Origin of the sequence: Lederbergia lenta NBRC 16444, from assembly GCF_001591545.1 — a bacterium.
In the GTDB taxonomy this organism is placed as follows: Bacteria; Bacillota; Bacilli; order Bacillales; family Bacillaceae_C; genus Lederbergia; species Lederbergia lenta.
Genome location: NZ_BCVC01000001.1, coordinates 1,708,906 through 1,734,521, shown reverse-complemented (window position 1 = coordinate 1,734,521; position 25,616 = coordinate 1,708,906). Strand labels below are relative to the sequence as shown.

Below are 25,616 nucleotides of genomic sequence, written 5' to 3'. Positions count from 1 at the left end.
GGTACCTTTCTTAGGTACCTTCATTTAATTTCCCTCATATTGAAATATAGGGATGGGAGGTTGAAAAGTGGCTAATAATCCTGCCGAAAAAAAAGAAAGATTTTTACTGTTACTTCAGCAGTTAAATTTAACAAGTGATGCTGTGATAGAGCATTTTCGTAACGCAGAAATTGAAAAGTTGAAAATAGATAGAAAAAATAAACAGTGGCATTTTTATTTTATATTAGACAGTATTATTCCTTGTAATATATATTCGCAATTTGTGGAGCGACTCCAGCATTCTTTTCAGCACATTGCGTCTATCAGCTATAGCGTAACGGTAAGAGATCAATCATTCAATGAAGAAACGATTATCGACTACTGGAATAATTGCATTAAAGAAATCGACGGTATTTCTCCCATGTTGTTAAAATTATTAAATGAACAAACCCCTAAAGTTCAAGGGAATAAAATTTTGGTTAGTGCACGGAATGATACAGAAGTACGCACATTAAAGACAAAATATAATGTTCTTATACAAAAAATTTATGAAGGCTTTGGATTTCCTACGTTAACACTTGATGCAGAAATAGTGGAACAATCGGAAGCCAATGATGACTTTCAGAACTTCATTGCAGCTAAACAAAAAGAAGATGAAGCCAGAGCAAGGCAAGCTGTGATTGAAATGCAACAACAGGAAGCTGCAAGGGATAGTGGAGGAACAACACACACAGGACCAGTTACAATTGGTATAACGATTAAGAACGATGAAGACTTCAGAAAGCTAGAAGACATTGTAGATGAGGAACGTCGTATTGCAGTGGAAGGCTATATATTCAATGCAGAGACAAGGGAACTAAGAAGTGGAAGAACGTTATTGACATTTAAAATAACGGATTATACCGATTCTATATTAGTAAAAGTGTTTTCTAGGGATAAAGAAGACGCGGAAATGTTAAAGTTAGTGAAAAAAGGCATGTGGGCAAGAGTGCGTGGTAGTATACAAAATGATACTTTTGTACGTGATCTTGTAATGATGGCTAATGATATTAACGAGATAAGGCCAAAGGGAAGATTGGACACAGCTGAAGAAGGAGAAAAGCGCGTCGAGCTCCATTTGCATTCGCCAATGAGCCAAATGGATGCAGTAACGTCCATTTCCGATTATATCGCACAGGCGAAAAAATGGGGCCATGAAGCAATTGCAATAACGGATCATGCAGTTGTGCAATCATATCCAGAAGCGTATAGCGCCGGTAAAAAGAACGATATTAAAATCCTTTACGGACTAGAGGCTAATTTAGTCGATGATGGTGTTCCTATTGCTTATAATAGTGTTCATCAATTACTGGATGAAGCAGAGTATATTGTTTTTGACGTTGAAACTACAGGGCTATCAGCCATCTACGACACAATTATTGAGCTTGCAGCAGTAAAAATACGTGATGGAGAAGTGATTGATACATTTGAAAGCTTTGCTAATCCACATCATCGTTTATCTGCTACAACAATTGAATTAACCGGTATTACAGACGATATGGTGCAAGACGCACCAGAAGTACCAGAAATGCTACAGAAATTTTATGATTGGTCAGGTGACTCTATATTTGTAGCTCATAATGCATCATTTGATATGGGTTTTTTAAATGTTGGGCTACAGAGAATGGGGCTTGGTAAGTCAAAAAATCCAGTTATTGATACATTAGAGTTAGGTAGATTCCTTTATCCGCAATTTAAAAATCACCGGTTAAATACATTAGCAAAAAGATTTGACATTGAACTTACCCAACACCATAGAGCGATTTATGATGCAGAAGCAACAGGATATTTGTTTTTAAAAATGTTAAAAGACGCAAAGGAACAGGGTATAGAATATCATGATCAATTCAATGATAATATGGGCAAAGGAGATGCTTATAAACGAGCTAGACCAAGCCATTGTACTTTACTAGCTAAAAATGACATAGGTTTGAAAAATATATTTAAGCTTGTCTCCATCTCTCACATGAACTATTTTTATCGAGTGCCGCGTATACCAAGATCATTATTAGAAAAGCACCGGGAAGGAATACTGATCGGATCTGGTTGTTCTAATGGTGAAGTGTTTGAAGCAATGATGCAAAAAGGTCGAGCAGAAGCTGAAAAAGCTGCTGAATTTTATGATTATCTGGAAGTCCACCCAAAGCCAGTCTATGCTCCATTGGTCGAACGAGAGCTCATTCGGGACGAGGGAGATTTGGAAGATATCATTAAAAATATTGTCGATATGGGTGAGCAATTAGACATTCCAGTTGTTGCGACAGGCAATGTACATTACTTAAATGAACAAGATAAGATCTACCGGAAAATATTAATTAACTCACAAGGTGGAGCGAATCCACTGAACCGAAGTTCTTTGCCCGATGTTCATTTTCGAACTACGAATGAGATGCTTCAAGAATTTGCTTTTCTTGGTAAAGAAACGGCAAAGAAGATTGTGGTCGACAATACAAATGCAATCGCAAATATGACCGAGACAGTGAAGCCGATTAAAGATGATCTGTATACACCTAAAATCGAAGGTGCGGAAGAAGAAATTCGAACGATGAGCTATGATATGGCTAAGTCAATTTATGGGGACGAATTGCCGGAGATAGTGGAAGCTAGATTAGAGAAAGAATTAAAAAGTATTATTGGACACGGATTTGCTGTTATCTATTTAATCTCACACAAACTCGTGAAAAAATCACTTGATGATGGTTATTTGGTAGGGTCAAGGGGATCTGTTGGTTCTTCATTGGTTGCAACGATGACTGAAATTACGGAAGTAAACCCGCTCCCACCCCATTATGTCTGTCCTTCTTGTAAACATTCGCAGTTTTTTGATGATGGATCAGTCGGGTCAGGGTTCGATTTACCAGATAAAGAGTGTCCAGAATGTGGAGCGAGTTATAAAAAAGATGGACACGATATCCCGTTCGAAACATTTCTTGGTTTTAAAGGGGATAAGGTGCCTGATATCGATCTTAACTTTTCTGGGGAATATCAGCCTAAAGCACATAACTATACAAAGGTTCTTTTTGGTGAAGATTATGTATATAGAGCAGGTACAATTGGTACGGTTGCTGAAAAAACCGCATTTGGTTATGTAAAAGGTTACGCTCAAGATAATAATGTGGTCTTAAGAAATGCTGAGGTAGATAGGCTAGTTCAAGGATGTACTGGAGTAAAGCGGACAACTGGACAGCATCCAGGTGGAATTATTGTTGTCCCAGATGACATGGAAATCTTTGATTTTTCACCAATACAGTTTCCAGCAGATGATAAAGAATCAGAATGGATGACTACGCATTTTGATTTCCACTCTATTGATAATAACTTATTAAAGCTAGATATTCTTGGTCATGATGATCCTACTGTTATAAGGATGTTGCAGGATCTAAGTGGGATCGATCCGACAACCATTCCTACAGATGATCCTGAGGTTATGAAAATTTTTAGTGGCCCTGAATCGCTTGGTGTAACGGAAGAACAAATTTTATGTAAAACGGGAACATATGGAATTCCAGAATTCGGTACCCGCTTTGTTCGTCAAATGCTAGAGGATACAAAACCAACGACTTTTTCAGAATTAGTGCAAATATCTGGACTATCCCATGGGACAGATGTATGGCTTGGCAATGCCCAAGAGCTGATACACGCGGGAACATGTACACTTCCTGAAGTAATAGGTTGTCGGGATGACATCATGGTTTACTTAATATATCAAGGATTAGATCCTTCTTTAGCATTTAAGATTATGGAATTTGTTCGGAAGGGTAAAGGTCTCGATCCTGAATGGGAAGAAGAAATGAGGAAAAACAATGTACCCGAGTGGTATATTGATTCATGTAAGAAGATTAAATACATGTTCCCTAAAGCCCATGCCGCAGCATATGTGTTAATGGCTGTTAGAATTGCTTATTTCAAAGTCCATCATCCACTACTATATTATGCTGCTTATTTTACCGTGCGAGCGGAGGACTTCGATCTTGATGCGATGGTTCGAGGCTCTGAAACAATTCGAGCTCGTATTCAAGAAATTAATGCAAAAGGTCTGGAAGCTTCGACAAAGGAAAAGAACTTGATGACAGTATTAGAATTAGCTTTAGAAATGTGTGAACGAAATTATCAATTCCAACGGGTTGATTTGTATCGTTCAAGCGCGACAGAATTCATTATTGATGGTAAAACGCTTATACCGCCTTTCAATTCTATTCCTGGACTTGGAACAAATGCGGCATTAAATATTGTGAATTCACGAGTGGACGGAGAGTTCCTTTCCAAGGAAGATTTACAACAACGAGGTAAGGTATCAAAAACAGTCATTGAGTATCTTGATAATCATGGGTGTTTAGAATCCTTGCCAGATCAAAATCAATTATCGTTGTTTTAATGGGGTTCACAAAGCCTAGGTTGTTTGCAAAAGAAAAATGGTTATGGTATATTTTTAATGGAAATACTGTGAATAACTCTCTGTTGACAAAAGAGTGGGCGCCCCCCACTCTTTCGTATTGTTGCGGATAATCTGGTATATAACCGTTGAAACTCTTATCCTGGAGGTTATTATGAGTAAAGTAATAAGTATTGTAGAAGAACTTACTATCCCAATTTTAGAGGATATGAATCTTGAATTAGTTGATATTGAGTATGTAAAAGAGGGGAAAAATTGGTTTCTCCGTTTGTTTATTGACAAAGAAAATGGTGTTGACATTGAGGAATGTGGGATTGTTAGTGAGCGTCTCAGTGAGCATTTAGATGAATTAGATCCGATTCCACATAACTATTTTCTTGAAGTGTCTTCGCCTGGGGCAGAACGCCCTTTAAAAAAAGAAGCAGATTTTTTGAAAGCTGTTGATAAGTACGTAAACATTAAAACGTACGAACCTATCGATGGAGAAAAAGTGTTTGAAGGAAAGCTTGTATCTTTTCAAGAGGGCTTACTTACAATTGAAGTGAAGATTAAAACACGAATAAAGACAGTAGATATTCCATTAGAGAAAGTTGCAAAAGCCAGATTAGCCATTGTATTTTAAACTAAAAAAAGGAACGTCGGCGTTGTCACGTCCGGGGCAATGCTGACGTGACCCACAGAATGTGGGCCAAAAGGGGATGACTTTGTCATGAGCTCAGAATTATTAGATGCTCTGATTATTTTGGAAAAAGAAAAAGGCATTTCGCGGGACGTATTAATAGAAGCAATAGAAGCCGCACTTGTTTCGGCTTACAAGCGGAATTTTAATCAAGCCCAAAATGTCCGTGTCGATTTGAACTTGGAAACTGGCACGATGAGAGTTTTCGCTCGTAAAGAAATTGTGGATGAGGTTTTCGATTCTAGATTAGAGATTTCACTTGATGAAGCAAGAAGTATAAATCCAGCTTATGAAGCAAGTGACATTGTAGAACTAGAAGTAACACCGAAAGATTTTGGTAGAATCGCAGCGCAAACCGCTAAGCAAGTTGTTACACAACGTGTAAGAGAAGCGGAACGCGGTATTATATACACAGAGTTCGTTGATCGTGAAGATGATATCATGACGGGGATTGTTCAACGACAAGACCCAAGATTTATTTATGTGAGTCTTGGGAAGATTGAAGCTCTTTTGCCTCAAAGTGAACAAATGCCAAATGAAACATATAAACCACATGACCGTATTAAAGTGTATATTACGAAAGTAGAAAAAACAACAAAGGGTCCACAAATTTATGTATCTCGTACACATCCTGGCCTTCTAAAAAGATTATTTGAAGTGGAAGTTCCAGAAATTTATGATGGTACGGTTGAAATAAATTCAGTAGCTCGCGAAGCAGGAGATCGATCTAAAATATCTGTTAGCACGGATAATTCGGAAGTCGATCCAGTAGGATCATGTGTTGGACCTAAAGGTTCACGTGTACAAGCAATTGTAAATGAACTAAAGGGTGAAAAGGTAGACATAGTTGAATGGTCTCAAGATCCTGTTATATTTGTTGCTAACTCATTAAGTCCTTCAAAAGTTTTGGATGTAATAGTACATGAGGAGGACAAAGCAACAACAGTAGTAGTGCCTGATTATCAATTGTCACTCGCAATTGGTAAACGAGGACAAAACGCTCGACTTGCAGCCAAATTAACGGGATGGAAAATCGATATAAAAAGTGAAACAGATGCTCGCGAAGCTGGCATTTATCCGCGTGAGAACGCTAATAACTTTTTTATGGATGATGAAAATGAAGAACCTTTCGATTTACAGGATGAAGAAATCGAATAGAGGTGAGATATAATGGCGATTCAAAAGAAAATACCAATGCGTAAATGTTTGGCAACAGGAGAAATGAAGCCCAAGAAAGAGATGATTAGAATCGTCCGTTCCAAAGAAGGTGACGTTTCTATCGATCTAACTGGTAAGAAATCAGGCAGAGGCGCTTATATTTCGAAAGATCGTGAGGCAATTCTATCTGCTGAAAAGAAAAATGTATTAGCAAGTCAATTACATGCTCAAGTTGATAACTCTATATATGTGGAGCTCCTGAAACTCATTGATGGAGATAATAAATAATAGATGAAACAAGAAAAATGGATGTCACTGCTTGGATTGGCAACCAGAGCGAGAAAAACGATTTCGGGAGAAGAATTAGTAATTAAAGAAATTAAACAAGCAAGAGCTAAGCTTGTTATTATTTCAAGAGATGCTTCTTCTAACACATTAAAAAAATTACAAGATAAATGCAATTTTTATAAAGTCCCTTATCTCTTTGTTGAATCGCGAGAACAACTAGGCCATGCGATTGGAAAGGAAGCCAGAGTAGTAGTAACACTCACAGATGAAGGTTTTGCAAAGAAACTGGCTTCAATGCTCGATGAATAAAACGGGGGTGACCATATGAGTAAATTACGCGTATATGAATATGCAAAAAAACAAAATACTTCAAGTAAGGCTGTAATTGAGAAATTAAAAAGTATGAATGTTGAAGTTTCTAATCATATGTCTACAATTGATGGAGAAACGATCGTAAAACTGGATTCTTCATTTAATGCTAAATCTTCTCAAAATAATGACCGCGCTAGTGAACCGGCGAGCAAATCGGTAACACAAGCTAAAAAAGACGAATCGAATAAACCAAGACAACAAACGAATCAAAATCAACATACGTCTCCGCAGCGCAGAAATGATAAACCACAGACACAATCAACTGCGAACCAACAAAAAAGCGGAAGTCAACGTAATAATGAGATGGGGCAGAATAAAACGAATATGAAGAATAGTACATCCAACCAAAAACCAAATAAACCTCAACAACAGAAACCAGGTAATAAAGGATTTAATAAAAATCGTAGAGGAAATACGAATAAAAACATCAAACAAAGACAGAAACCACAGCAGCATCAACCAGCTCCGCAAAAGCAAAAGGAGCTTCCAGAAAAAATTACTTTTACTGGTTCATTAACAGTAGGCGAATTGGCGAAAAAACTTCATAAAGAGCCATCTGAATTAATAAAGAAACTATTTTTACTCGGGGTAATTGCGACAATTAACCAAGATTTGGATCATGATTCCATTGAGTTAATCTGCACAGATTATGGAGTTGAAGTCGAAGAAGAAATTCAAATTGATGAAACAGATCTGGAAGTTTACTTCACAGAGGATTCAGAAGAAAGCTTGGTAGAGCGTCCGGCAGTTGTTACAATTATGGGGCACGTTGACCATGGTAAAACAACATTACTCGACTCATTACGCCATACGAAAGTAACAGCTGGTGAAGCTGGTGGGATTACACAGCATATCGGTGCATATCAAATTGAATCAAATGGTAAAGAGATCACATTTTTAGATACTCCAGGCCATGCTGCGTTTACAACGATGCGTGCCCGTGGAGCTAAAGTGACTGACATCACAATACTTGTAGTTGCCGCGGATGATGGAGTTATGCCACAAACAATCGAAGCGATTAACCATGCTAAAGCAGCGGAAGTGCCAATCATTGTAGCTGTTAATAAAATGGATAAACCAACTGCAAACCCTGATCGAGTAATGCAAGAATTGACAGAACATGGATTAGTATCTGAAGCTTGGGGTGGGGATACTATATTTGTTCCCATATCTGCTTTGAATGGGGAAGGTATCGACAGCTTGATCGAAATGATATTACTTGTAAGTGAAGTAGAAGAATTTAAAGCAAATCCTAATAGAAACGCTATGGGTACTGTTATCGAGGCACAATTGGATAAAGGAAGAGGATCCGTTGCCACTTTATTAGTTCAAAACGGAACTTTGAAAATAGGTGATCCAATCGTAGTCGGAGATACATTTGGCCGTGTTCGTGCAATGGTAAATGATATAGGCAGACGTGTAAAAGATGCAGCGCCATCAACGCCAGTAGAGATTACTGGATTGAGTGACGTTCCACAAGCTGGAGACAGATTCGTTGTATTTAATGATGAGAAAACAGCGAGACATGTCGGTGAAATTCGTGCTCAAGAATCATTACAGGCATCTCGTAATGAAAGTTCTCGCGTAAGCTTGGATACATTATTTGATCAAATGAAACAAGGCGAAATGAAGGATTTACACGTTATCGTTAAAGCAGATACACAAGGTTCAGCAGAAGCATTAGCTGCTGCGCTTAGACAAATAGATGTTGAAGGTGTCAATATCAAGATCATTCATACCGCTGTAGGAGCAATTAATGAATCAGATGTAACATTAGCCGCTGCATCTAATGCTATTATGATCGGTTTTAATGTGCGTCCAGATGTCAATGCAAAACGTGTCGCTGATACGGAAAATGTGGAGATTCGTTTGCATCGTGTAATCTATAAAGCAATCGAAGAAATCGAAGCAGCAATGAAAGGTATGCTTGATCCAGAGTACGAAGAAAAAATCATCGGTCAGGCAGAAGTAAGACAAACATTCAAAGTGTCGAAAATTGGTACGATCGCTGGATCTTATGTAATAGATGGAAAAATTACACGTGATAGCGGTGTGCGTTTAATTAGAGATGGTATCGTAATTTTCGAAGGCGTAATAGATGCTTTGAAACGTTTTAAAGATGATGCTAAAGAAGTAAATCAAGGCTATGAATGTGGTATTACTATTAAAAACTTCAATGATGTGAAAGATGGAGACATCATCGAAGCTTATATAATGGAAGAAATCGAACGAAAATGATCGGGTATTGTGAGTGTGAGTTTAAAATTTACAGTTCACAATCATTAAAAGAAAAACGTGCAGTCCTTCAGCGGGTAATAACTAGAACGAAACAAAAGTTCAATGTCTCCATTGCTGAAGTAGATCATCAGAATCTATGGCAACTGTCAAAGCTTGCCATAGTAACTGTTTCTTCTTCACGGCAAGCAGCTGAGCGTGAGCTTGATCATGCCATTAAATTTCTTGACTCTTTTCCAGAGTGGGAAAGAACATCTACGATATTTGAATGGCTGTAATGTGAGGTGTTTGAAATGAGTTTGCGTGCCAATCGAGTGAGCGAACAAATGAAAAAAGAACTCGGCGAGATTATTAGCCGGAAAATTAAAGACCCAAGAATTGGCTTTGTCACCGTTACAGATGTAAAAGTAACTGGCGATCTCCAACAGGCTGTAATATACATTTCTGTTCTTGGAGACGAAGAACAGAAGCAAGATACTTTAAAAGGTTTAGCAAAAGCAACGGGATTTATCAGAGCTGAAATCGGCCAAAGAATTCGCTTGCGTAAAACCCCTGAAATTAGTTTTGAATTTGACGAATCAATTGCGTATGGTAATAAAATTGAAACATTGCTTAAACAAATTAAAGAAGATTGATTGATGTACAGAAAAAAATGGGTAGACGTCATGTCTATCTTTTTTCTCGTTAAGGAAATTATAAAACAATCGTGAGTGGTAACTAACTTTTAAAAGAAGTTATTCTTCGTCCAACTACGACGCACTTGCATCTTGAGAGTGTAGTTCGTATGTTGCTAAACGGATGCCTGCGTTTATATTCTGTTTTATCTATAAGCGCGATATTCGCACAAAGTGTAAAAAGGGGGTAAACTAATGGAGGGCATATTACCGTTATGGAAGCCAAAAGGACTTACATCGCATGACTGCGTTTTTAAAATCAGAAAGATGCTTAAAATGAAAAAGGTAGGACATACAGGAACATTAGATCCAGATGTAGAAGGGGTACTTCCTATTTGTCTTGGTAGGGCTACAAAAATTGCCGAATACATTACAGATGCTGGAAAGGTGTATGAAGGGGAGGTAACAATAGGATTTTCTACTACAACAGAAGATGCTTCTGGTGAGATCGTAGAAGAAGAAAAAGTTACTCGTTCTATATCAAGAGAAGAGATAAATGATGTACTTAGCTCTTTGACAGGGCAGATCACCCAAATCCCACCGATGTTTTCAGCAGTAAAAGTAAACGGTAAAAAGCTTTATGAATATGCTCGGGCTGGAATAGAAGTGGAAAGACCAGTAAGGGAAGTAATGATATATGAACTCATACTTCTTGATGATCTACATGAAGAAAACGAGAAACTATCTTTTAAATTTCGTGTAAAATGTAGTAAGGGGACTTACATTCGTACTCTCGCAGTGATGATAGGAGAAAAATTGGGCTATCCAGCACATATGTCAAGTTTGGTTCGTGTTGCTTCTGCAACATTTACAGAGAAAGATTGCGTAACATTTGAGCAATTGCAGAGTAAAATCGACGCCAACAATGTAGATGAGATTCTTTTCCCACTGGAAAAAGGACTGGAACAATTGCCTTTTTATTCAATGGATAATGCTACTATGTCTAAAGTTAAAAATGGTGCAGTCTTAAATAAACCAGAGCACTGGTCTGAAGGTCAAGTTACGATGTTGTATAACGATAAAGCAATGGCTATTTATCATGTTCATCCAGAAAATGAAACTGCCATTAAACCAGTCAAAGTGTTAAGGATTAATGAAGAATAACTATATGTTCGAAAAAGGTGACAAATAATGAATGTAATAATGATTCATCATCCGCAAGTAAACAATAAAGAAGACTTTCCAGCGCTATCTATAGCTCTTGGATTCTTTGATGGGGTTCATAGAGGTCATAAAGAAGTGATTACTACTGCAAAAAATATTGCGAAGCAAAACGGATGGAAAAGCGCTGTAATGACCTTTGATCCACATCCATCAGTTGTTCTAGGAAAGAAAAATACGTCTATTCAATATATTACACCATTGCAAGACAAGATTGATTTAGTTGAAGAACTTGGAATAGATTATTTATTTATTATTCGATTTACTTCTGCTTTTGCTAGTCTTTCTCCACAGCAATTTGTCGATGATTATCTTGCTGAACTAAATGTTAAGCATGTTGTTGCCGGATTCGATTATTCATACGGTAAATTCGGGAAAGGTACGATGGAGACATTACCGACCCATGCTCGTGGCAGGTTTGACGTTACAACTGTAGATAAATTAGAAGACAAGCAGGAGAAAGTTAGTTCTACGGCTATTCGGAAGCTGTTAAGTGAAGGCTCGATGATTGAAGCAAAAGAATTAATCGGACGTTTTTACACTACGAAAGGGACAGTTATCCACGGTGAAAAACGAGGAAGAACGATCGGTTTTCCAACTGCTAATATTCAGTTGCATAATGATTATATTATACCGAAAACTGGTGTTTATGCTGTTCAATTATTAGTAGCGGGAAGTTGGCAGGAAGGGGTTTGTAATGTTGGATATAAACCAACATTTAAAGATCCTAGTAAATCCAACTTATCGATTGAGGTACATATACTTAATTTTGATCAATCCATTTATGGAGAAGAAATTGAATTAAAATGGCATATTAGAATAAGAGATGAGCAAAAGTTTAATGGGATTGATGAATTAAAGGCACAAATAGCAAAGGATAAGATAACAGCTATAGATTACTTTCATTCAATCGATAAATAAACTTGATTTTTTTCAGAGAAAGATGTATTCTAATACAGTATCAAGAACCTTTGCTTGGCAAAACGACTCACCGACGATTGCTAGGTAACAGGGGATTGTAAAAACAGGAGGTGAAACAGGATGGCGATTTCTCAAGAACAAAAAAACGAAATCATCAACCAATATAAGATTCATGAAAATGATACTGGGTCTCCAGAAGTGCAAATTGCAGTTCTAACAGCAGATATTAATAAGCTGAATGAACATTTGCGTACGCACAAAAAAGACCATCATTCAAGACGTGGTTTGATGAAAATGGTAGGTCGACGTCGTAATCTTTTGACTTATCTACGAAACAATGACGTACAACGTTATCGTGAATTGATTAACAGCCTTGGTCTCCGTCGTTAATTTGTATGGAACCAATAAAAAAAAGCGGGATTATTCCCGCTTTTTTGTTAGGTTAAACACAGATGTAGAGACGAGATGAAAATTAATGGTTTCATAATTGCCGACTGCGGCTATACTGCTAAGGACTGTCATTTAAAACATGACAGAACTGAACATTGGACATGCATATGAATTTAAGGATTAGTTGTTAAGGAGTAAAATCATATTTATGTCTAATGTTCAGTGTGTAGTAGGCAATTATGTTATCGACAAACCTAAAATAAATTATGTATGACGGTAAAAATGTTTTCCGTCCATGAAAGAGAGGCGTTTTTTATATGGAGCAAGAGAAAAAAATATTCAGCATCGACTGGGCTGGACGTAAGCTAACAGTAGAAGTCGGTCAATTAGCAAAGCAAGCAAATGGAGCAGCACTTGTTAGATATGGTGATACAGCTGTTCTTTGTGCTGTAACAGCATCTAAGGAAGCGAAATCAGTAGATTTCTTTCCGTTAACAGTTAACTATGAAGAGCGTTTATATGCAGTAGGTAAAATCCCTGGGGGTTTTATTAAAAGAGAAGGGCGTCCAAGTGAGAAAGCAATTCTTGCTAGTCGATTAATCGACCGTCCAATCAGACCATTATTTGCAGATGGCTTCAGAAACGCAGTACAAGTTGTCAGCGTTGTAATGAGTGTAGATCAAGATTGTTCTTCAGAAATGGCTGCTATGTTCGGCTCATCTCTAGCATTAAGTATCTCTGATATCCCATTTGAAGGACCGATAGCAGGAGTTGCTGTTGGTAGAATAGATGGAAACTTTATCATTAATCCTTCTGTTGAACAAATGGAAAATAGCGATATTGATCTGATTGTAGCGGGAACAAAAGATGCTATAAATATGGTAGAGGCAGGGGCTAAAGAGGTATCGGAAGAAACAATGCTTGAAGCCATTATGTTTGGACATGACGAAATAAAACGTTTAATTGCATTCCAAGAAGAGATTGTTGAGCAAATCGCGAAACCTAAAAGAGAAATAGAACTATTTGAAGTAAATGAGGAACTTGATGCTGAAGTGCGTAGCATGTGTGAAGAAAGCCTTGTTGAAGCAATTCAAGTAGAAGAAAAGCATGCGCGCGAAGAAGCAATTCAAAGTGTAAACGAACGAGTAATTGCTGAATTTTCAGAGCGAGAAGATATCGATGAGGAAACAATTAAAGAAGTAAAACAGATCTTGGGTAATTTAGTGAAGGAAGAAGTGCGCCGATTAATTACGGTTGAAAAGATCCGACCAGATGGACGTAAACCAGATGAAATCCGTCCACTCGCTTCTCAAGTTAGATTATTGGCCAGAACACATGGTTCAGGATTATTTACCCGTGGTCAAACACAAGCTTTGAGTATTTGTACACTTGGTGCATTAGGGGATGTACAAATTCTTGATGGACTGGGGATTGAAGAGACGAAGCGTTTCATGCACCATTATAATTTCCCACATTTTAGTGTCGGTGAAACAGGGCCAATCCGTGGACCAGGTCGTCGTGAAATTGGTCATGGTGCACTTGGAGAACGTGCATTAGAGCCAGTAATCCCAAATGAGGTAGATTTTCCTTATACAATTAGACTTGTTTCAGAAGTATTGGAATCAAATGGTTCATCTTCACAAGCAAGTATTTGTGCAAGTACTTTAGCAATGATGGATGCAGGTGTTCCAATCAAAGCTCCAGTAGCAGGTATTGCAATGGGTCTAGTAAAAACAGGTGAACATTATACAATTCTAACTGATATTCAAGGCATGGAAGACCATTTGGGTGATATGGACTTTAAAGTAGCGGGAACAGCAAATGGAATTACCGCTCTACAAATGGATATTAAAATAGCTGGTCTTTCTCGAGAAATTCTTGAAGAAGCAATGACTCAAGCAAAACATGGTCGGATGCATATTCTTGATTCCATGCTTCAAACGATAGACGAGCCAAACAAACGCTTATCACAGTACGCGCCAAAAATCCTAACAATGAATATTAATCCTGATAAAATCAGAGATGTTATTGGGCCAAGCGGTAAACAAATTAATAAAATCATTGAAGAAACTGGCGTGAAAATTGATATTGAACAAGATGGTAAAGTATTTATTGCATCAGCTGATGATGAAATGAATGAAAAAGCGAAGAAAATTATTGAAGATATTGTACGTGAAGTCGAAATTGGCCAAATGTATTTAGGTAAAGTAAAGCGCATTGAAAAATTTGGTGCTTTCGTTGAACTTTTCCCTGGAAAAGATGGTCTTGTACACATTTCACAACTTGCTGAAGAAAGAGTGAATAAGGTAGAAGATGTAGTAGCAATTGGTGACGAATTACTGGTTAAAGTAATTGAAATCGACAACCAAGGCAGAGTGAATATCTCAAGAAAAGCCGTTTTAAAGGAACAAAAAGAAAAAGAACAACAGAAATAAATAAAAAAAAGAAAAGCCAGGGAAACCTGGCTTTTTTGCAAGGGGAAAATTCTAGAATATATTTGAAATTTAGCCTTGACTTTCAAGATGTATGCCACTGGCCTAGCGGACATAACGGTTCTAAGGTTGTTCATGCCCAGTGACTAGTAGTAAACTCCAAGATTCTTCCTATAGTAAGAAACATCGGTCGTCTAGACGTCAACACTTACTGTGTATCCTATAAGTAAGGCCGGTTCCACATTGGGTAGTAGTGTCAAGGATTCGCATTAAGCGATCCCAGTTTGTTCGTCGTTTAACGATACTTACGTATTTCTTGTTCTTTCTCAGCATAAATTAATGCTGAAGGAGGAGCGCGTATATGAGGCATACAAAAAACTTGCTAGGAATTGGCATGGTTGGTATCCTATTATTGTTGGTTATTTATAACCCTTATACAGGTACGTATTTATCCAGTTTGAAAAATAACGAAATATATGTAAGTGCAAAATATGATGAATTATACGAGGAAATTGAACAAGCTGCAGAAAAATATTATATCCCTCCTCAGAATGCAAAAATTGATAGTGTCTGGAAAGCTACTCCTGGCTATAATGGTATGGAAGTAGATGTGAAATCATCTTTTAAAATAATGAAAAAAGATAAGCAGTTTGATAAGCGGAAATTAGTATTCGTTCAAATCACTCCAGATGTACATTTAGAGGATTTACCACCATCTCCAATCTTTCGAGGACATCCAGATAAGCCAATGGTCAGCTTTTTAATCAATGTAGCTTGGGGAAATGAGTATTTGCCTGATATGCTTGAAACATTGGAAAAGAATAATGTTCAAGCAACTTTTTTCCTTGAAGGTAGATGGGTTAAAAAAAATCCTGATTTAACAAAATTAATTGTCGACAATGGCCATGAACTTGGCAATCAATCTTATAGTCATCCGAATATGGAGCTCTTAGGAAATGCAGAAACAAAAACCGAAATAGTAAAAACAAATGAAATAATCGAAGCGATCACAGAGAAAAAGGTGACTTGGTTTAGTCCTCCGCGTGGAAGTTATCGCGAAGAAACAATACAAATTGCACACTCTCTAAATCAACGAACCGTGATGTGGACGGTAGATACCATAGATTGGAATAATCCTTCGCCTGAAGAATTAAAACAACGTGTATTATCAAAAGTGCATCCTGGAGCCATGATTTTAATGCATCCTACGGATGCATCTTCAAAAGCGCTTGGGGACCTCATCATTGAGTTGAAAACAAAAAATCTACGGATCGGCACCGTTTCGAGATTATTAGATGAAGAAAGAATTGTTAAATTGCAAAATAATAAACATAAACGATTAAAGAACGAGCAATAATATTAAGAATTCATGGATACAAACTAGAGCTTTTGGCACCATGAACAGGAGGATTTTTAATGATAAAGAAACATACATGTCAAAACGGTGTAAGAATCGTATTAGAAGAAATTCCAACAGTCCGTTCTGTAGCAATTGGAATATGGGTGGGAACAGGTTCAAGTGATGAAAATGAAAAAAATAATGGTATATCGCATTTTTTAGAGCATATGTACTTTAAGGGAACAGAAACGCGTAATGCTAGAGAGATTGCAGAATCATTCGATTCTATTGGTGGTCAAGTGAATGCTTTTACATCAAAAGAATATACTTGCTATTACGCAAAAGTGCTTGATAACCATGCTCCATTTGCATTGGAAATTTTAGCAGATATGTTTTTTAACTCTACTTTTGATAGCGAAGAACTGAATAAAGAGAAAAATGTGGTGTTAGAAGAAATTAAAATGTATGAAGACACACCAGATGATATTATTCATGACTTGCTCAGTAATGCTGTATATAAAAATCATCCGCTTGGGTATCCAATTTTGGGTACTGAAGCAAGCTTGCAATCTTTTACAAGTGAGTTATTAAAGGAATATGTACACAATATGTATGTGCCGGAAAACATTGTAATTTCCATTGCCGGAAATGTAAAAGAGTCCTTTATCAAAGAAATTGAACGTTATTTTGGCTCATTTGAGAGAGGAAATAAACCACAAACTAATACAAAACCGATATTTCAAGCAAATGACGCAGTGAAACAAAAAGAAATTGAACAGGCGCATTTATGTATTGGTTTTGAAGGTTTACCTATTGGGCATGATGATGTATATGATTTAATCGTAATGAATAATATCTTTGGCGGTAGCATGTCATCACGCCTTTTTCAAGAAGTACGTGAGGAAAAAGGGTTAGCTTATTCCGTTTTCTCTTATCATTCCTCGTTTAAGGACAGTGGTCTAGTTACTATTTACGGTGGAACAGGGTCGAATCAAATGAATGAATTGTATGAGACAATCCAAAACACATTGGAAGTTTTAAAAGATAACGGAATTACTAAAAAAGAACTCGTAAACAGCAAAGAACAATTAAAAGGAAATCTAATGCTCAGTCTGGAAAGCACGAATAGTAGAATGAGCCGAAATGGGAAAAATGAATTAATATTGGGTAAACATCGGACTTTAGATCAAATTATTGAAGAGATTGACAAAGTGACAATAGATAGTGTAAGTGCAATCACAAACGGAATATTTACCGATAAATATTCCGTAGCATTGATTAGTCCAGATAACAGACTGCCAGATCGAATGAATTAAATATATTTCCCTCCTTTATAAAGATAGGGTCTCCGACTGTAGACAACGAAAATACGAGCCGTCTACAGTTTTTTTATTTCACAATGGATATAGTGAATGAAAATCGTGCGGACGCTGGAATCGAAACTCAAGGATACCAAATCCGGAAAGTTACAGAAAAGGGGAAATGAAAGTTTGAGGAAAATTCATTAATCCATGGTAATGGCAATGATTTCACTACGTGCAATAATTAAAAATACGATAGTGGATCATTATGATTAATAAAAAAAGCAACCTCAAAGTAAGCATCATAAGGTTGCAGTAATCGCATGTGTGAATAAGTTCCTGAAAGTGACATTTCACCTTATTCAACACGTCTTCTTACGAATTAGCTAAAGGCAATTCATAAGAAGAAAATTCATTATAGACAAAGGCCCTTGCGAAAAATATTCGTTAGGTTTATTTGTCATGTAGATTTCTCAGAAGGTTAAAAATTTAACTACGTTTATGAAGGGAACAAAACATTTTTGTGAAAAAGAAAACCAAGTTGATTGAGGCCTAAGCTGGCGACCCCAAGGGGATCAAGCGGCTCACGGCACGCCCTCCCGAAGCGGAAATAACAGTATTCCACATCATTTTTTTCAGTGGTCCAGATTTGCTTCATGGAAGCCTAGTCTGTACAACACTTAACAGATACTTTGCGCTTTTCTTATTCTAAATGTAGGCCAAGTTACTTATATATAACTAATACAGGCAAAAGGAGGATGAATATGCGTCTGAGTGAACTTGGGGGAAAAGAGATAGTAGACTATCGAAAAGCGGAAAGATTGGGAATTTTAGGGCAGACAGACTTAGAAATTAATAGCCGCACAGGGGAAATTAATCATTTGATTATTCCTTCAGGTAAATGGATGAGAAAAGGTGGAGATGAAATCATCGTACCTTGGCACTTTATAAGGACAATAGGTACGGATATGATCATTCTGGAAGTGCCAGAGAAAAATGAAGAAAAGAATTATAGATAATCGCTCGTTTTAGTTCTGAAATAGAAAACAAAAGTCACTCTTCAAAGGGGGAATCCCCAATTTGGCAGAGTGGCTTTTGTTTTTATTTATGCACAGCCTTATTCTTGTGGTCATACACTGATTGTGCGGTAGTTTTCTAGTATGTATAAAAAGAAGGTGAAGAAATTTGATGTTAACAGATATGCAAATAGCTATTCTAGGTGGAGATGCAAGACAGCTTGAAATCATCAGAAAATTGACTGAGTTAGATGCTAGGCTATATTTAATTGGATTTGAACAATTGGATCCCTTAGTTTTAGGAACATCCAAAGAGAAAATTAAGGAATTAGATTTTTCGAAAATGGACGCCTTAATTCTTCCTGTACCTGGAACAAGCCTGGAGGGTGAATTGGAAACAATTTTTTCAAACGAAAAAGTAATCTTGACAGAGCAAATGCTTCAACAAACTCCTTCACACTGTACGATTTATTCTGGGATAAGTAACAGTTATCTGAATCAAATTTCCAATAACGCAAATCGTAAATTAATTCAACTTTTCGAAAGAGACGATGTGGCCATTTATAATTCAATACCAACAGTGGAAGGAACTATTATGATGGCCATTCAAAATACGGATATTACGATCCACCAATCAAAAGTGGCTGTGTTAGGGCTAGGAAGAGTCGGAATGACAGTTGCAAGGGTATTCTCTCTCTTAGGAGCCCAAGTTAAAGTAGGTGCCCGTAAAAGCGAACATCTTGCGAGGGTAACAGAAATGGGTCTTAAACCTTTTCATTTAGAAAATTTACATGATGAAATAAAAGATATCGATATTTGTATAAATACAATCCCCCATCCAATTTTGAATGCAGGGGTTATAGCGAAAATGCCTTTAGATGCATTAATTATTGATTTAGCTTCTAAGCCAGGCGGGACGGATTTCCGTTACGCGGAAAGACGGGGCACTAAAGCATTGCTAGCACCAGGGTTACCAGGCATCGTTGCACCTAAAACAGCCGGTAGAATACTGGCAAATGTTTTGTCACAGCTACTTGGTGATGACTTTGATAAAGGAAAGGGGAAAGAAAAATGAGTTTATCTGGAAAAAAAATCGGTTTTGGCATGACTGGATCCCACTGCACATACGATGCTGTGTTGCCTGAAGTTGAAAAGTTGGTGCAATTAGGTGCCGAAGTTGTTCCAGTAGTAACGTACACTTTAGCTAATACGAATACAAGGTTTGGAGAAGGTCTTGAATGGTTGGAGAAGATTGAAAAGATAACCGGGCGCAAAGTAATTGCAAGTATAGTGGATGCAGAGCCACTAGGTCCGAAAGAACCATTGGACTGTATGGTTATCGCACCACTTACAGGTAATTCAATGAGTAAATTTGCTAACGCTTTAACTGATTCTCCAGTACTAATGGCAGCTAAAGCTACTTTAAGAAACAGTAAGCCAGTTGTTTTAGGTATATCAACGAATGACGCCCTTGGATTAAATGGAATTAATTTAATGAAATTAATGGCTGCTAAAAATATATATTTTATTCCATTTGGTCAAGATGATATTCATTTGAAACCGACTTCGATGGTAGCACAGATGGATTATCTATCGGAAACAGTGATTGCTGCATTAAGTAATAAGCAATACCAGCCTGTCATCATCGAGCGTTATAGACAATAACTGGATTTAAATGTCGATGTATATATGAAAACTATGTGTATTAATAGTGTATTCGAGCGATTTTTGCTAAAATAATAACGATAGTGTGATCAAATGTGATAATATAATAATTATTAATGAAATTCAAATATCAACGTCGGAAAGTCAGTGTTGGATTGGAAGGGGAAATCTATATGTCAAATTTACCAGGATACCATCTAGCTGTTATGGGTGCAACAGGTGCAGTCGGACAGCAGATTTTGAAAACATTGGAGAATAGAGATTTTCCGATAAAAAAATTAACGTTGTTATCATCTGCCCGCTCGGCAGGAACGGAAATAGAATTTAAAGGTCAAAAAATAACTGTGCAAGAAGCTGTTCCAGAAGCTTTTGAAGGTGTGGATATAGCTTTATTTAGTGCAGGTGGTAGTATTTCTGAAAAATTTGCGCCTGAAGCTGTAAAACGCGGAGCGATTGTAGTCGATAACACGAGCGCATTCAGAATGGATCCGGAAGTTCCACTAGTTGTACCAGAAGTAAATGAAGAAGCAATTTTAAAACATAATGGAATTATTGCGAATCCCAATTGTTCTACGATACAAATGGTTGCAGCGCTTGAACCAATTAGACAAGAGTATGGTTTGAAAAAAGTGATCGTTTCCACATATCAAGCTGTATCTGGAGCTGGAGCTGCTGCTATCAATGAGATGAAGGACCAAGCTACTGCTATTTTAAATGAGCAAGAATTCTCTCCAGAAATTTTGCCAGTCGGCGGTGCAGATAAACATTATCAAATTGCTTTTAATGTTATTCCACAAATAGATCAGTTTGCTGCTAATGGATATACACTAGAAGAAATGAAAATGATTAATGAAACGAAAAAAATCATGGAAATGCCTGAGCTCAAAGTTGCAGCAACTTGCGTCAGACTTCCAGTAGAAACGGGTCATTCAGAATCAGTTTATATTGAATTGGATAGAAATGATGTAAAAGTTACAGATATTCAACAGATTTTATCTGTTGCTCCTGGACTTACCGTTCAAGATGAACCTGAAAACCAACTTTATCCGATGCCAGCAATGGCTGCTGGGAAAGAAGATGTTTTTATTGGTAGAATACGTAAAGATTTAGATGAAGATACAGGGTTTCATATGTGGATTGTTTCCGATAATTTAATTAAAGGTGCAGCATTAAATACAATCCAAATTGCAGAGAGCCTAATTAAATTAAAAGTTGTTACTGAAAAGTAAATTTGTTAATGGTTAAGATGAGGTGTTGATATGAAATTAATCGTCCAAAAGTTTGGTGGAACTTCTGTTCAAAATGCTGAAACAAGACAACATGCAATGAATCATATTCAAAGGGCGATTGAACTAGGATACAAAGCAATAGTTGTTGTATCTGCAATGGGAAGACAAGGCGATCCGTATGCGACCGATACTTTATTATCGCTCGTTGGTGGGCAAAGTACTGGATTAAATAATAGAGAACAGGATATGCTTTTATCTTGCGGAGAAACGATTTCAAGTGTCGTTTTCACCCATTCTTTAATAGAAAAAGGAATTAAAGCAACGGCAATGACTGGAGCTCAAGCGGGTTTTGTCACAAATGACGATCATACAAATGCAAAGATATTAGAAATGAAATGTAACCGTCTTTTGCGTGAATTAGAACACAATGATGTAGTAGTCGTTGCCGGCTTCCAAGGAGCAGCACAAAATGGTGATATAACAACGATTGGCAGGGGCGGTAGTGACACGACTGCTGCTGCGCTTGGCGCTGCAGTAAACGCAGAGTGGATTGATATATTTACTGATGTTAATGGTATGATGACAGCCGATCCGCGAATCGTTGATAAAGCTCGTCCATTAGAGGTCGTTACTTATAATGAAGTGTGCAATATGGCTTATCAAGGCGCAAAAGTAATCCACCCAAGAGCTGTAGAAATTGCCATGCAAGCAAAAATACCAATTAGAATTAGATCTACTTATTCAGATTCACCTGGTACGCTTGTTACATCATTAAATAAACAACAAGGGGCAAATATTCGTGAACGTCTTGTAACTGGAATTGCTTATGTCCCGAATGTTTCTCAAATAAAAGTGACAGCCAAAGAAGGTCAATATGATCTTCAAGCCGATGTTTTTAAAGCGATGGCCACTGAAAGCATAAGCGTCGATTTTATTAATATTTCTCCAAATGGGGTATTATATACCGTCGCTGCTTCTGCATCAGAACGTGCTATTGCTATTCTAAAAAAGCGTGGCTATGTTCCTTCAGTTGAAGAAAATTGTGCGAAAGTTTCCGTTGTAGGAGCAGGTATTGCTGGTGTGCCTGGAGTCACTGCTAAAATAGTGACTGCACTCTCGGAGAAGGATATCCGTATTCTGCAATCGGCCGATAGTCATACTACAATATGGGTACTTGTAAGTGGAGAAGAATTAGTGGAAGCTGTTAATGCACTACATGATGTATTTCAACTTCAAGAAGAACAAATTTAATATGAAAGATAGATAGGATTGAGGTGTAAGGAATGGTTCATTTTGGCCGTGTATCAACTGCAATGGTCACTCCTTTTGATAATAAAGGAAATATTGATTTTCCTAAAACGACGAAACTCGTCAACCATTTAATTAATAATGGCACTGACTCATTAGTCGTGGCTGGAACAACAGGCGAATCGCCTACATTATCTAATGAAGAAAAAACTGCTTTATTTCGTCATGTTTTAAAAGTTGTTGATGGTCGAGTGCCGGTCATCGCTGGAACAGGTAGCAATAATACGTATGCTTCAATTGAATTAACAAAACAAGCAGAAGAAATAGGCGTAGATGGTGTTATGCTAGTGGCGCCGTATTATAGTAAACCTAATCAAACTGGATTATATGAGCACTTTTATTCAATCGCTAAGGAAACAACATTACCTGTAATGGTTTATAATATACCAGGCAGATCCGCAGTTAATATTTTGCCAGAAACAATGATCAAACTCGCTAAAGTTGATAATATCGTAGCTGCAAAAGAAGCGAGTGGAGATTTGAATGCAATGGCTGAAATCATTTCTCAAACAGATGATGATTTCATGCTTTATAGTGGAGATGATGGGCTTGCATTACCAGTTATGGCAATTGGTGGGCATGGTGTCGTTTCTGTTGCTAGTCATGTAATAGGACCAGAGCTTCAGGAAATGATTCGTTTATTTGAACAGGGCGATCATCAAGAAGCTGCTTCTCTTCATAGAAAGTTATTACCTCTAATAAGAGGGTTATTCCAGGCACCTAGTCCTACGCCTGTTAAAACAGCTTTACAACTGAGTGGCTTGGATGTTGGTTCAGTTAGACTTCCACTCGTTCCACTTACTGAACAAGAAAGATCTGATTTGTCGGCATTGATAGAATCTATAAAATCATAAAGACGTAATGAATTAGTCAAGCAGAATAAAGCTGATTCCGATTATGGAATCAGCTTTATTTTAAGAGAAAAAGAAGTAGCGCCCTGCGGCAAGTAAACTTCAAGTTCATCTGTTCCTCGATTAATAGCGCAACACTCTGTGGCAATGTCGACGGACCTTATCTGTGGGCTTAGTTTGTAGATCGCTTTAAGGGCGCTTTCTTCTTTTTTAAATTGTCTAGTTACAAGTGCTAAGAGATAGAGATTAAAACAGCCGGAGCTCTCGCGATCTTGTCTTATGCTTGTCGACCCTAAACGAGCGCCTTTTTTTTTTCTTGTAGGCTAATGGTTGAAGAGAGATTTCACATTCAAGTATAATGAAGATTAACTGATGCAGATCGGGAATATAATAAGGGAGGAAGAAATAATTTGGCCAAAATACAAAATGAAATAATTAAAATAATTCCACTTGGAGGGGTGGGGGAAATTGGGAAGAACATGTACGTCATCGAGGTTGACTCGGAGATTTTTATCATCGATGCTGGACTGATGTTCCCAGAAAACGAAATGCTAGGCATTGATATCGTAATCCCCGACACAACTTGGTTGGAAGAACAAAAAGATCGAATTAAAGGAATATTCTTGACACACGGACATGAAGATGCAATTGGGGCATTACCTTATATTCTTCAGAAAATCAAAGCTCCAGTTTATGGCTCAAGATTGACGATTGCCTTGGCTAGAGAAAGAATGAAAGAAAATGGTACGAAAATAGATGTACAATTCAATACAATTAAATCGAATTCTAAATTAAGATTTGAAGGTGTGACTATTTCATTCTTCCATACGACACATAGTATTCCAGATTCACTAGGCGTATGCATTCATACTTCAGAAGGAAGAATCGTACACACAGGGGATTTTAAATTTGACCAAGCTTCTACAGGTTTGTATCAATCAGAGCTAGGGAAAATGGCTAATATTGGAGATGCTGGCGTTCTATGCTTACTATCTGATAGTACAGAAGCAGAACATCCTGGCTTTTCAACATCAGAATCAGTAGTCGCTAGAGAAATGTCAAATGCATTTTATGCTGCACCAGGAAGAATTATTGTCGCTTGTTTTGCATCGAATTTTATTAGAATGCAACAGACTTTAGATGCTGCCGCTGAAAATGGCAGAAAAGTCGCAGTCGTTGGAAAAAGCATGGAACGTGGTTTTGAAATAGCAATTAAATTAGGTTATATCACAATAGAAGATAAAGAATTGATCATTCCAATTAAACAAATTACTAAATATGATGACCAACAAATTGTAATCATTTCTACGGGGACAATGGGCGAGCCTTTAGAAGCATTGAAAAAAATGGCTAGAAAAAATCATAAAGAAGTTTCTATAAAGGAAGGGGACACAGTCCTTATTACTTCAACACCTTCAGTTGGATTAGAAACAGCAATGGCTAAAACGGTAGATCTGCTATACAGAGCTGGTGCCATCGTTAATTCAATGAAAAGCAAAGTTCATGTTTCAGGTCACGGAAGTCAGGAAGATCTGAAGTTAATGTTAAACTTAATGAAACCTAAGTATTTTATTCCTATTCAAGGGGAATATAGAATGCTTTTCTCTCACTCTAAACTAGCACAAGAGATTGGTATGACAAAAGATCAAATTTTTATTCCTGGTAAGGGAGAAGTAATCGAATATAAAAACGGTAAGATGAGTGCTGGGAATCGTGTATCTGCCGGGAATGTACTTATTGATGGCATTGGTGTGGGTGACGTTGGTAATATTGTTCTTCGTGACCGTAAGCTATTATCTCAAGATGGAATATTTACCGTTGTGGTTACTCTGGATAAAAAGAACCGTAAAATTGCTTCTGGTCCTGAAATCATCTCTCGTGGATTTGTTTATGTGCGAGAGTCAGAGCGATTAATCGACGAGTCAGCAAACATAGTACAAAAAATTGTAGAAGATGCTGTCTCTGCTGATGCTTTCGATTGGTCAAGCATTAAACAAGATATTCGCGATAAGCTTAATCAGTTCTTATATGAAAGAACGAAGAGAAGACCGATGATTCTACCGATTATTATGGAAGTTTAATGTTAGTACAAAGAAAGAAGAGATGCTTGCAACAATTGCATCTCTTCTTTTTGTATGAAACGATTACTTACGTTCATACTATAAGCATCAATTGATAAAAGCAGG

Annotated in this window: 21 protein-coding genes; all 21 read left to right on the top strand. The window is 37.3% G+C overall.

Annotated elements, in window-relative coordinates; translation table 11 throughout:
* The first annotated feature begins 67 nt into the window (after positions 1-67).
* Positions 68-4,393 (top strand): PolC-type DNA polymerase III, encoded by a 4,326-nt coding sequence (locus tag BLE01S_RS08195; RefSeq protein ID WP_066139571.1) that lies wholly within the window; start codon positions 68-70, stop codon positions 4,391-4,393.
* Between the two features lie 172 nt (positions 4,394-4,565).
* The gene (gene rimP, locus BLE01S_RS08190) at positions 4,566-5,033 is read left to right on the top strand and encodes a ribosome maturation factor RimP (protein ID WP_066139569.1); all 468 of its coding nucleotides are present in this window, start codon (positions 4,566-4,568) and stop codon (positions 5,031-5,033) included.
* An 87-nt stretch (positions 5,034-5,120) separates the two neighbouring features.
* Positions 5,121-6,248 carry a transcription termination factor NusA gene (gene nusA / locus BLE01S_RS08185; RefSeq protein ID WP_066139567.1) on the top strand — a complete coding sequence of 376 codons (1,128 nt, stop codon included), beginning with the start codon at positions 5,121-5,123 and terminating at the stop codon, positions 6,246-6,248.
* Between the two features lie 12 nt (positions 6,249-6,260).
* Positions 6,261-6,536: an RNase P modulator RnpM gene (gene rnpM / locus BLE01S_RS08180; protein ID WP_066139565.1), complete on the top strand. Its 276-nt coding sequence runs from the start codon at positions 6,261-6,263 to the stop codon at positions 6,534-6,536.
* A 3-nt stretch (positions 6,537-6,539) separates the two neighbouring features.
* Positions 6,540-6,845 carry a YlxQ family RNA-binding protein gene (locus BLE01S_RS08175; RefSeq protein ID WP_066139563.1) on the top strand — a complete coding sequence of 102 codons (306 nt, stop codon included), beginning with the start codon at positions 6,540-6,542 and terminating at the stop codon, positions 6,843-6,845.
* Positions 6,846-6,860: 15 nt separating this feature from the next.
* On the top strand, positions 6,861-9,146 hold the full coding sequence (gene infB, locus BLE01S_RS08170; protein WP_066139560.1) for a translation initiation factor IF-2: 2,286 nt from the start codon (positions 6,861-6,863) through the stop codon (positions 9,144-9,146).
* On the top strand, positions 9,143-9,421 hold the full coding sequence (locus BLE01S_RS08165; protein ID WP_066139557.1) for a DUF503 domain-containing protein: 279 nt from the start codon (positions 9,143-9,145) through the stop codon (positions 9,419-9,421). The genes infB and BLE01S_RS08165 overlap by 4 nt, the downstream gene beginning before the upstream one ends.
* Positions 9,422-9,436: 15 nt before the next feature.
* Positions 9,437-9,778: a 30S ribosome-binding factor RbfA gene (rbfA, locus tag BLE01S_RS08160; protein ID WP_066139555.1), complete on the top strand. Its 342-nt coding sequence runs from the start codon at positions 9,437-9,439 to the stop codon at positions 9,776-9,778.
* 234 nt (positions 9,779-10,012) lie between these two features.
* Positions 10,013-10,921 carry a tRNA pseudouridine(55) synthase TruB gene (gene truB / locus BLE01S_RS08155; RefSeq protein ID WP_066139552.1) on the top strand — a complete coding sequence of 303 codons (909 nt, stop codon included), beginning with the start codon at positions 10,013-10,015 and terminating at the stop codon, positions 10,919-10,921.
* 27 nt (positions 10,922-10,948) lie between these two features.
* Positions 10,949-11,899, top strand: a complete 951-nt coding sequence (gene ribF, locus BLE01S_RS08150) for a bifunctional riboflavin kinase/FAD synthetase (RefSeq protein ID WP_066139550.1) — start codon at positions 10,949-10,951, stop codon at positions 11,897-11,899.
* A 120-nt stretch (positions 11,900-12,019) separates the two neighbouring features.
* Positions 12,020-12,289: a 30S ribosomal protein S15 gene (rpsO, locus tag BLE01S_RS08145; protein ID WP_066139547.1), complete on the top strand. Its 270-nt coding sequence runs from the start codon at positions 12,020-12,022 to the stop codon at positions 12,287-12,289.
* 317 nt (positions 12,290-12,606) lie between these two features.
* A complete protein-coding gene (gene pnp, locus BLE01S_RS08140; protein WP_066139544.1) occupies positions 12,607-14,724 on the top strand; it encodes a polyribonucleotide nucleotidyltransferase in 2,118 nt (705 codons plus the stop codon).
* Positions 14,725-15,082: 358 nt separating this feature from the next.
* On the top strand, positions 15,083-16,078 hold the full coding sequence (locus BLE01S_RS08135; protein WP_066139541.1) for a polysaccharide deacetylase family protein: 996 nt from the start codon (positions 15,083-15,085) through the stop codon (positions 16,076-16,078).
* Between the two features lie 59 nt (positions 16,079-16,137).
* The gene (locus BLE01S_RS08130; RefSeq protein WP_066139538.1) at positions 16,138-17,376 is read left to right on the top strand and encodes a M16 family metallopeptidase; all 1,239 of its coding nucleotides are present in this window, start codon (positions 16,138-16,140) and stop codon (positions 17,374-17,376) included.
* A gap of 749 nt (positions 17,377-18,125) precedes the next feature.
* Positions 18,126-18,380: a YlmC/YmxH family sporulation protein gene (locus tag BLE01S_RS08125; RefSeq protein ID WP_066139532.1), complete on the top strand. Its 255-nt coding sequence runs from the start codon at positions 18,126-18,128 to the stop codon at positions 18,378-18,380.
* Between the two features lie 169 nt (positions 18,381-18,549).
* Positions 18,550-19,452 (top strand): dipicolinic acid synthetase subunit A, encoded by a 903-nt coding sequence (gene dpaA, locus BLE01S_RS08120; RefSeq protein WP_066139529.1) that lies wholly within the window; start codon positions 18,550-18,552, stop codon positions 19,450-19,452.
* Positions 19,449-20,042 (top strand): dipicolinate synthase subunit B, encoded by a 594-nt coding sequence (locus BLE01S_RS08115; protein WP_066139526.1) that lies wholly within the window; start codon positions 19,449-19,451, stop codon positions 20,040-20,042. Before dpaA ends, BLE01S_RS08115 begins: the two co-directional genes overlap by 4 nt.
* Before the next feature lie 173 nt (positions 20,043-20,215).
* On the top strand, positions 20,216-21,271 hold the full coding sequence (asd, locus tag BLE01S_RS08110) for an aspartate-semialdehyde dehydrogenase (RefSeq protein ID WP_066139523.1): 1,056 nt from the start codon (positions 20,216-20,218) through the stop codon (positions 21,269-21,271).
* Between the two features lie 30 nt (positions 21,272-21,301).
* Positions 21,302-22,522, top strand: a complete 1,221-nt coding sequence (dapG, locus tag BLE01S_RS08105; protein ID WP_066139520.1) for an aspartate kinase — start codon at positions 21,302-21,304, stop codon at positions 22,520-22,522.
* Between the two features lie 32 nt (positions 22,523-22,554).
* Entirely contained in the window at positions 22,555-23,433 is an 879-nt protein-coding gene (gene dapA / locus BLE01S_RS08100) for a 4-hydroxy-tetrahydrodipicolinate synthase (RefSeq protein ID WP_066139517.1), read from the top strand.
* A 407-nt stretch (positions 23,434-23,840) separates the two neighbouring features.
* Entirely contained in the window at positions 23,841-25,511 is a 1,671-nt protein-coding gene (locus BLE01S_RS08095; protein ID WP_066139515.1) for a ribonuclease J, read from the top strand.
* The last annotated feature ends 105 nt before the right edge of the window (positions 25,512-25,616 follow it).

Coding starts and splice junctions, on each gene's coding strand:
- rimP (WP_066139569.1), top strand. CDS start 4,566: ATGAGTAAAGTAATAAGTATTGTAGAAGAACTTACTATCCCAATTTTA.
- nusA (WP_066139567.1), top strand. CDS start 5,121: ATGAGCTCAGAATTATTAGATGCTCTGATTATTTTGGAAAAAGAAAAA.
- rnpM (WP_066139565.1), top strand. CDS start 6,261: ATGGCGATTCAAAAGAAAATACCAATGCGTAAATGTTTGGCAACAGGA.
- BLE01S_RS08175 (WP_066139563.1), top strand. CDS start 6,540: ATGAAACAAGAAAAATGGATGTCACTGCTTGGATTGGCAACCAGAGCG.
- infB (WP_066139560.1), top strand. CDS start 6,861: ATGAGTAAATTACGCGTATATGAATATGCAAAAAAACAAAATACTTCA.
- BLE01S_RS08165 (WP_066139557.1), top strand. CDS start 9,143: ATGATCGGGTATTGTGAGTGTGAGTTTAAAATTTACAGTTCACAATCA.
- rbfA (WP_066139555.1), top strand. CDS start 9,437: ATGAGTTTGCGTGCCAATCGAGTGAGCGAACAAATGAAAAAAGAACTC.
- truB (WP_066139552.1), top strand. CDS start 10,013: ATGGAGGGCATATTACCGTTATGGAAGCCAAAAGGACTTACATCGCAT.
- ribF (WP_066139550.1), top strand. CDS start 10,949: ATGAATGTAATAATGATTCATCATCCGCAAGTAAACAATAAAGAAGAC.
- rpsO (WP_066139547.1), top strand. CDS start 12,020: ATGGCGATTTCTCAAGAACAAAAAAACGAAATCATCAACCAATATAAG.
- pnp (WP_066139544.1), top strand. CDS start 12,607: ATGGAGCAAGAGAAAAAAATATTCAGCATCGACTGGGCTGGACGTAAG.
- BLE01S_RS08135 (WP_066139541.1), top strand. CDS start 15,083: ATGAGGCATACAAAAAACTTGCTAGGAATTGGCATGGTTGGTATCCTA.
- BLE01S_RS08130 (WP_066139538.1), top strand. CDS start 16,138: ATGATAAAGAAACATACATGTCAAAACGGTGTAAGAATCGTATTAGAA.
- BLE01S_RS08125 (WP_066139532.1), top strand. CDS start 18,126: ATGCGTCTGAGTGAACTTGGGGGAAAAGAGATAGTAGACTATCGAAAA.
- dpaA (WP_066139529.1), top strand. CDS start 18,550: ATGTTAACAGATATGCAAATAGCTATTCTAGGTGGAGATGCAAGACAG.
- BLE01S_RS08115 (WP_066139526.1), top strand. CDS start 19,449: ATGAGTTTATCTGGAAAAAAAATCGGTTTTGGCATGACTGGATCCCAC.
- asd (WP_066139523.1), top strand. CDS start 20,216: ATGTCAAATTTACCAGGATACCATCTAGCTGTTATGGGTGCAACAGGT.
- dapG (WP_066139520.1), top strand. CDS start 21,302: ATGAAATTAATCGTCCAAAAGTTTGGTGGAACTTCTGTTCAAAATGCT.
- dapA (WP_066139517.1), top strand. CDS start 22,555: ATGGTTCATTTTGGCCGTGTATCAACTGCAATGGTCACTCCTTTTGAT.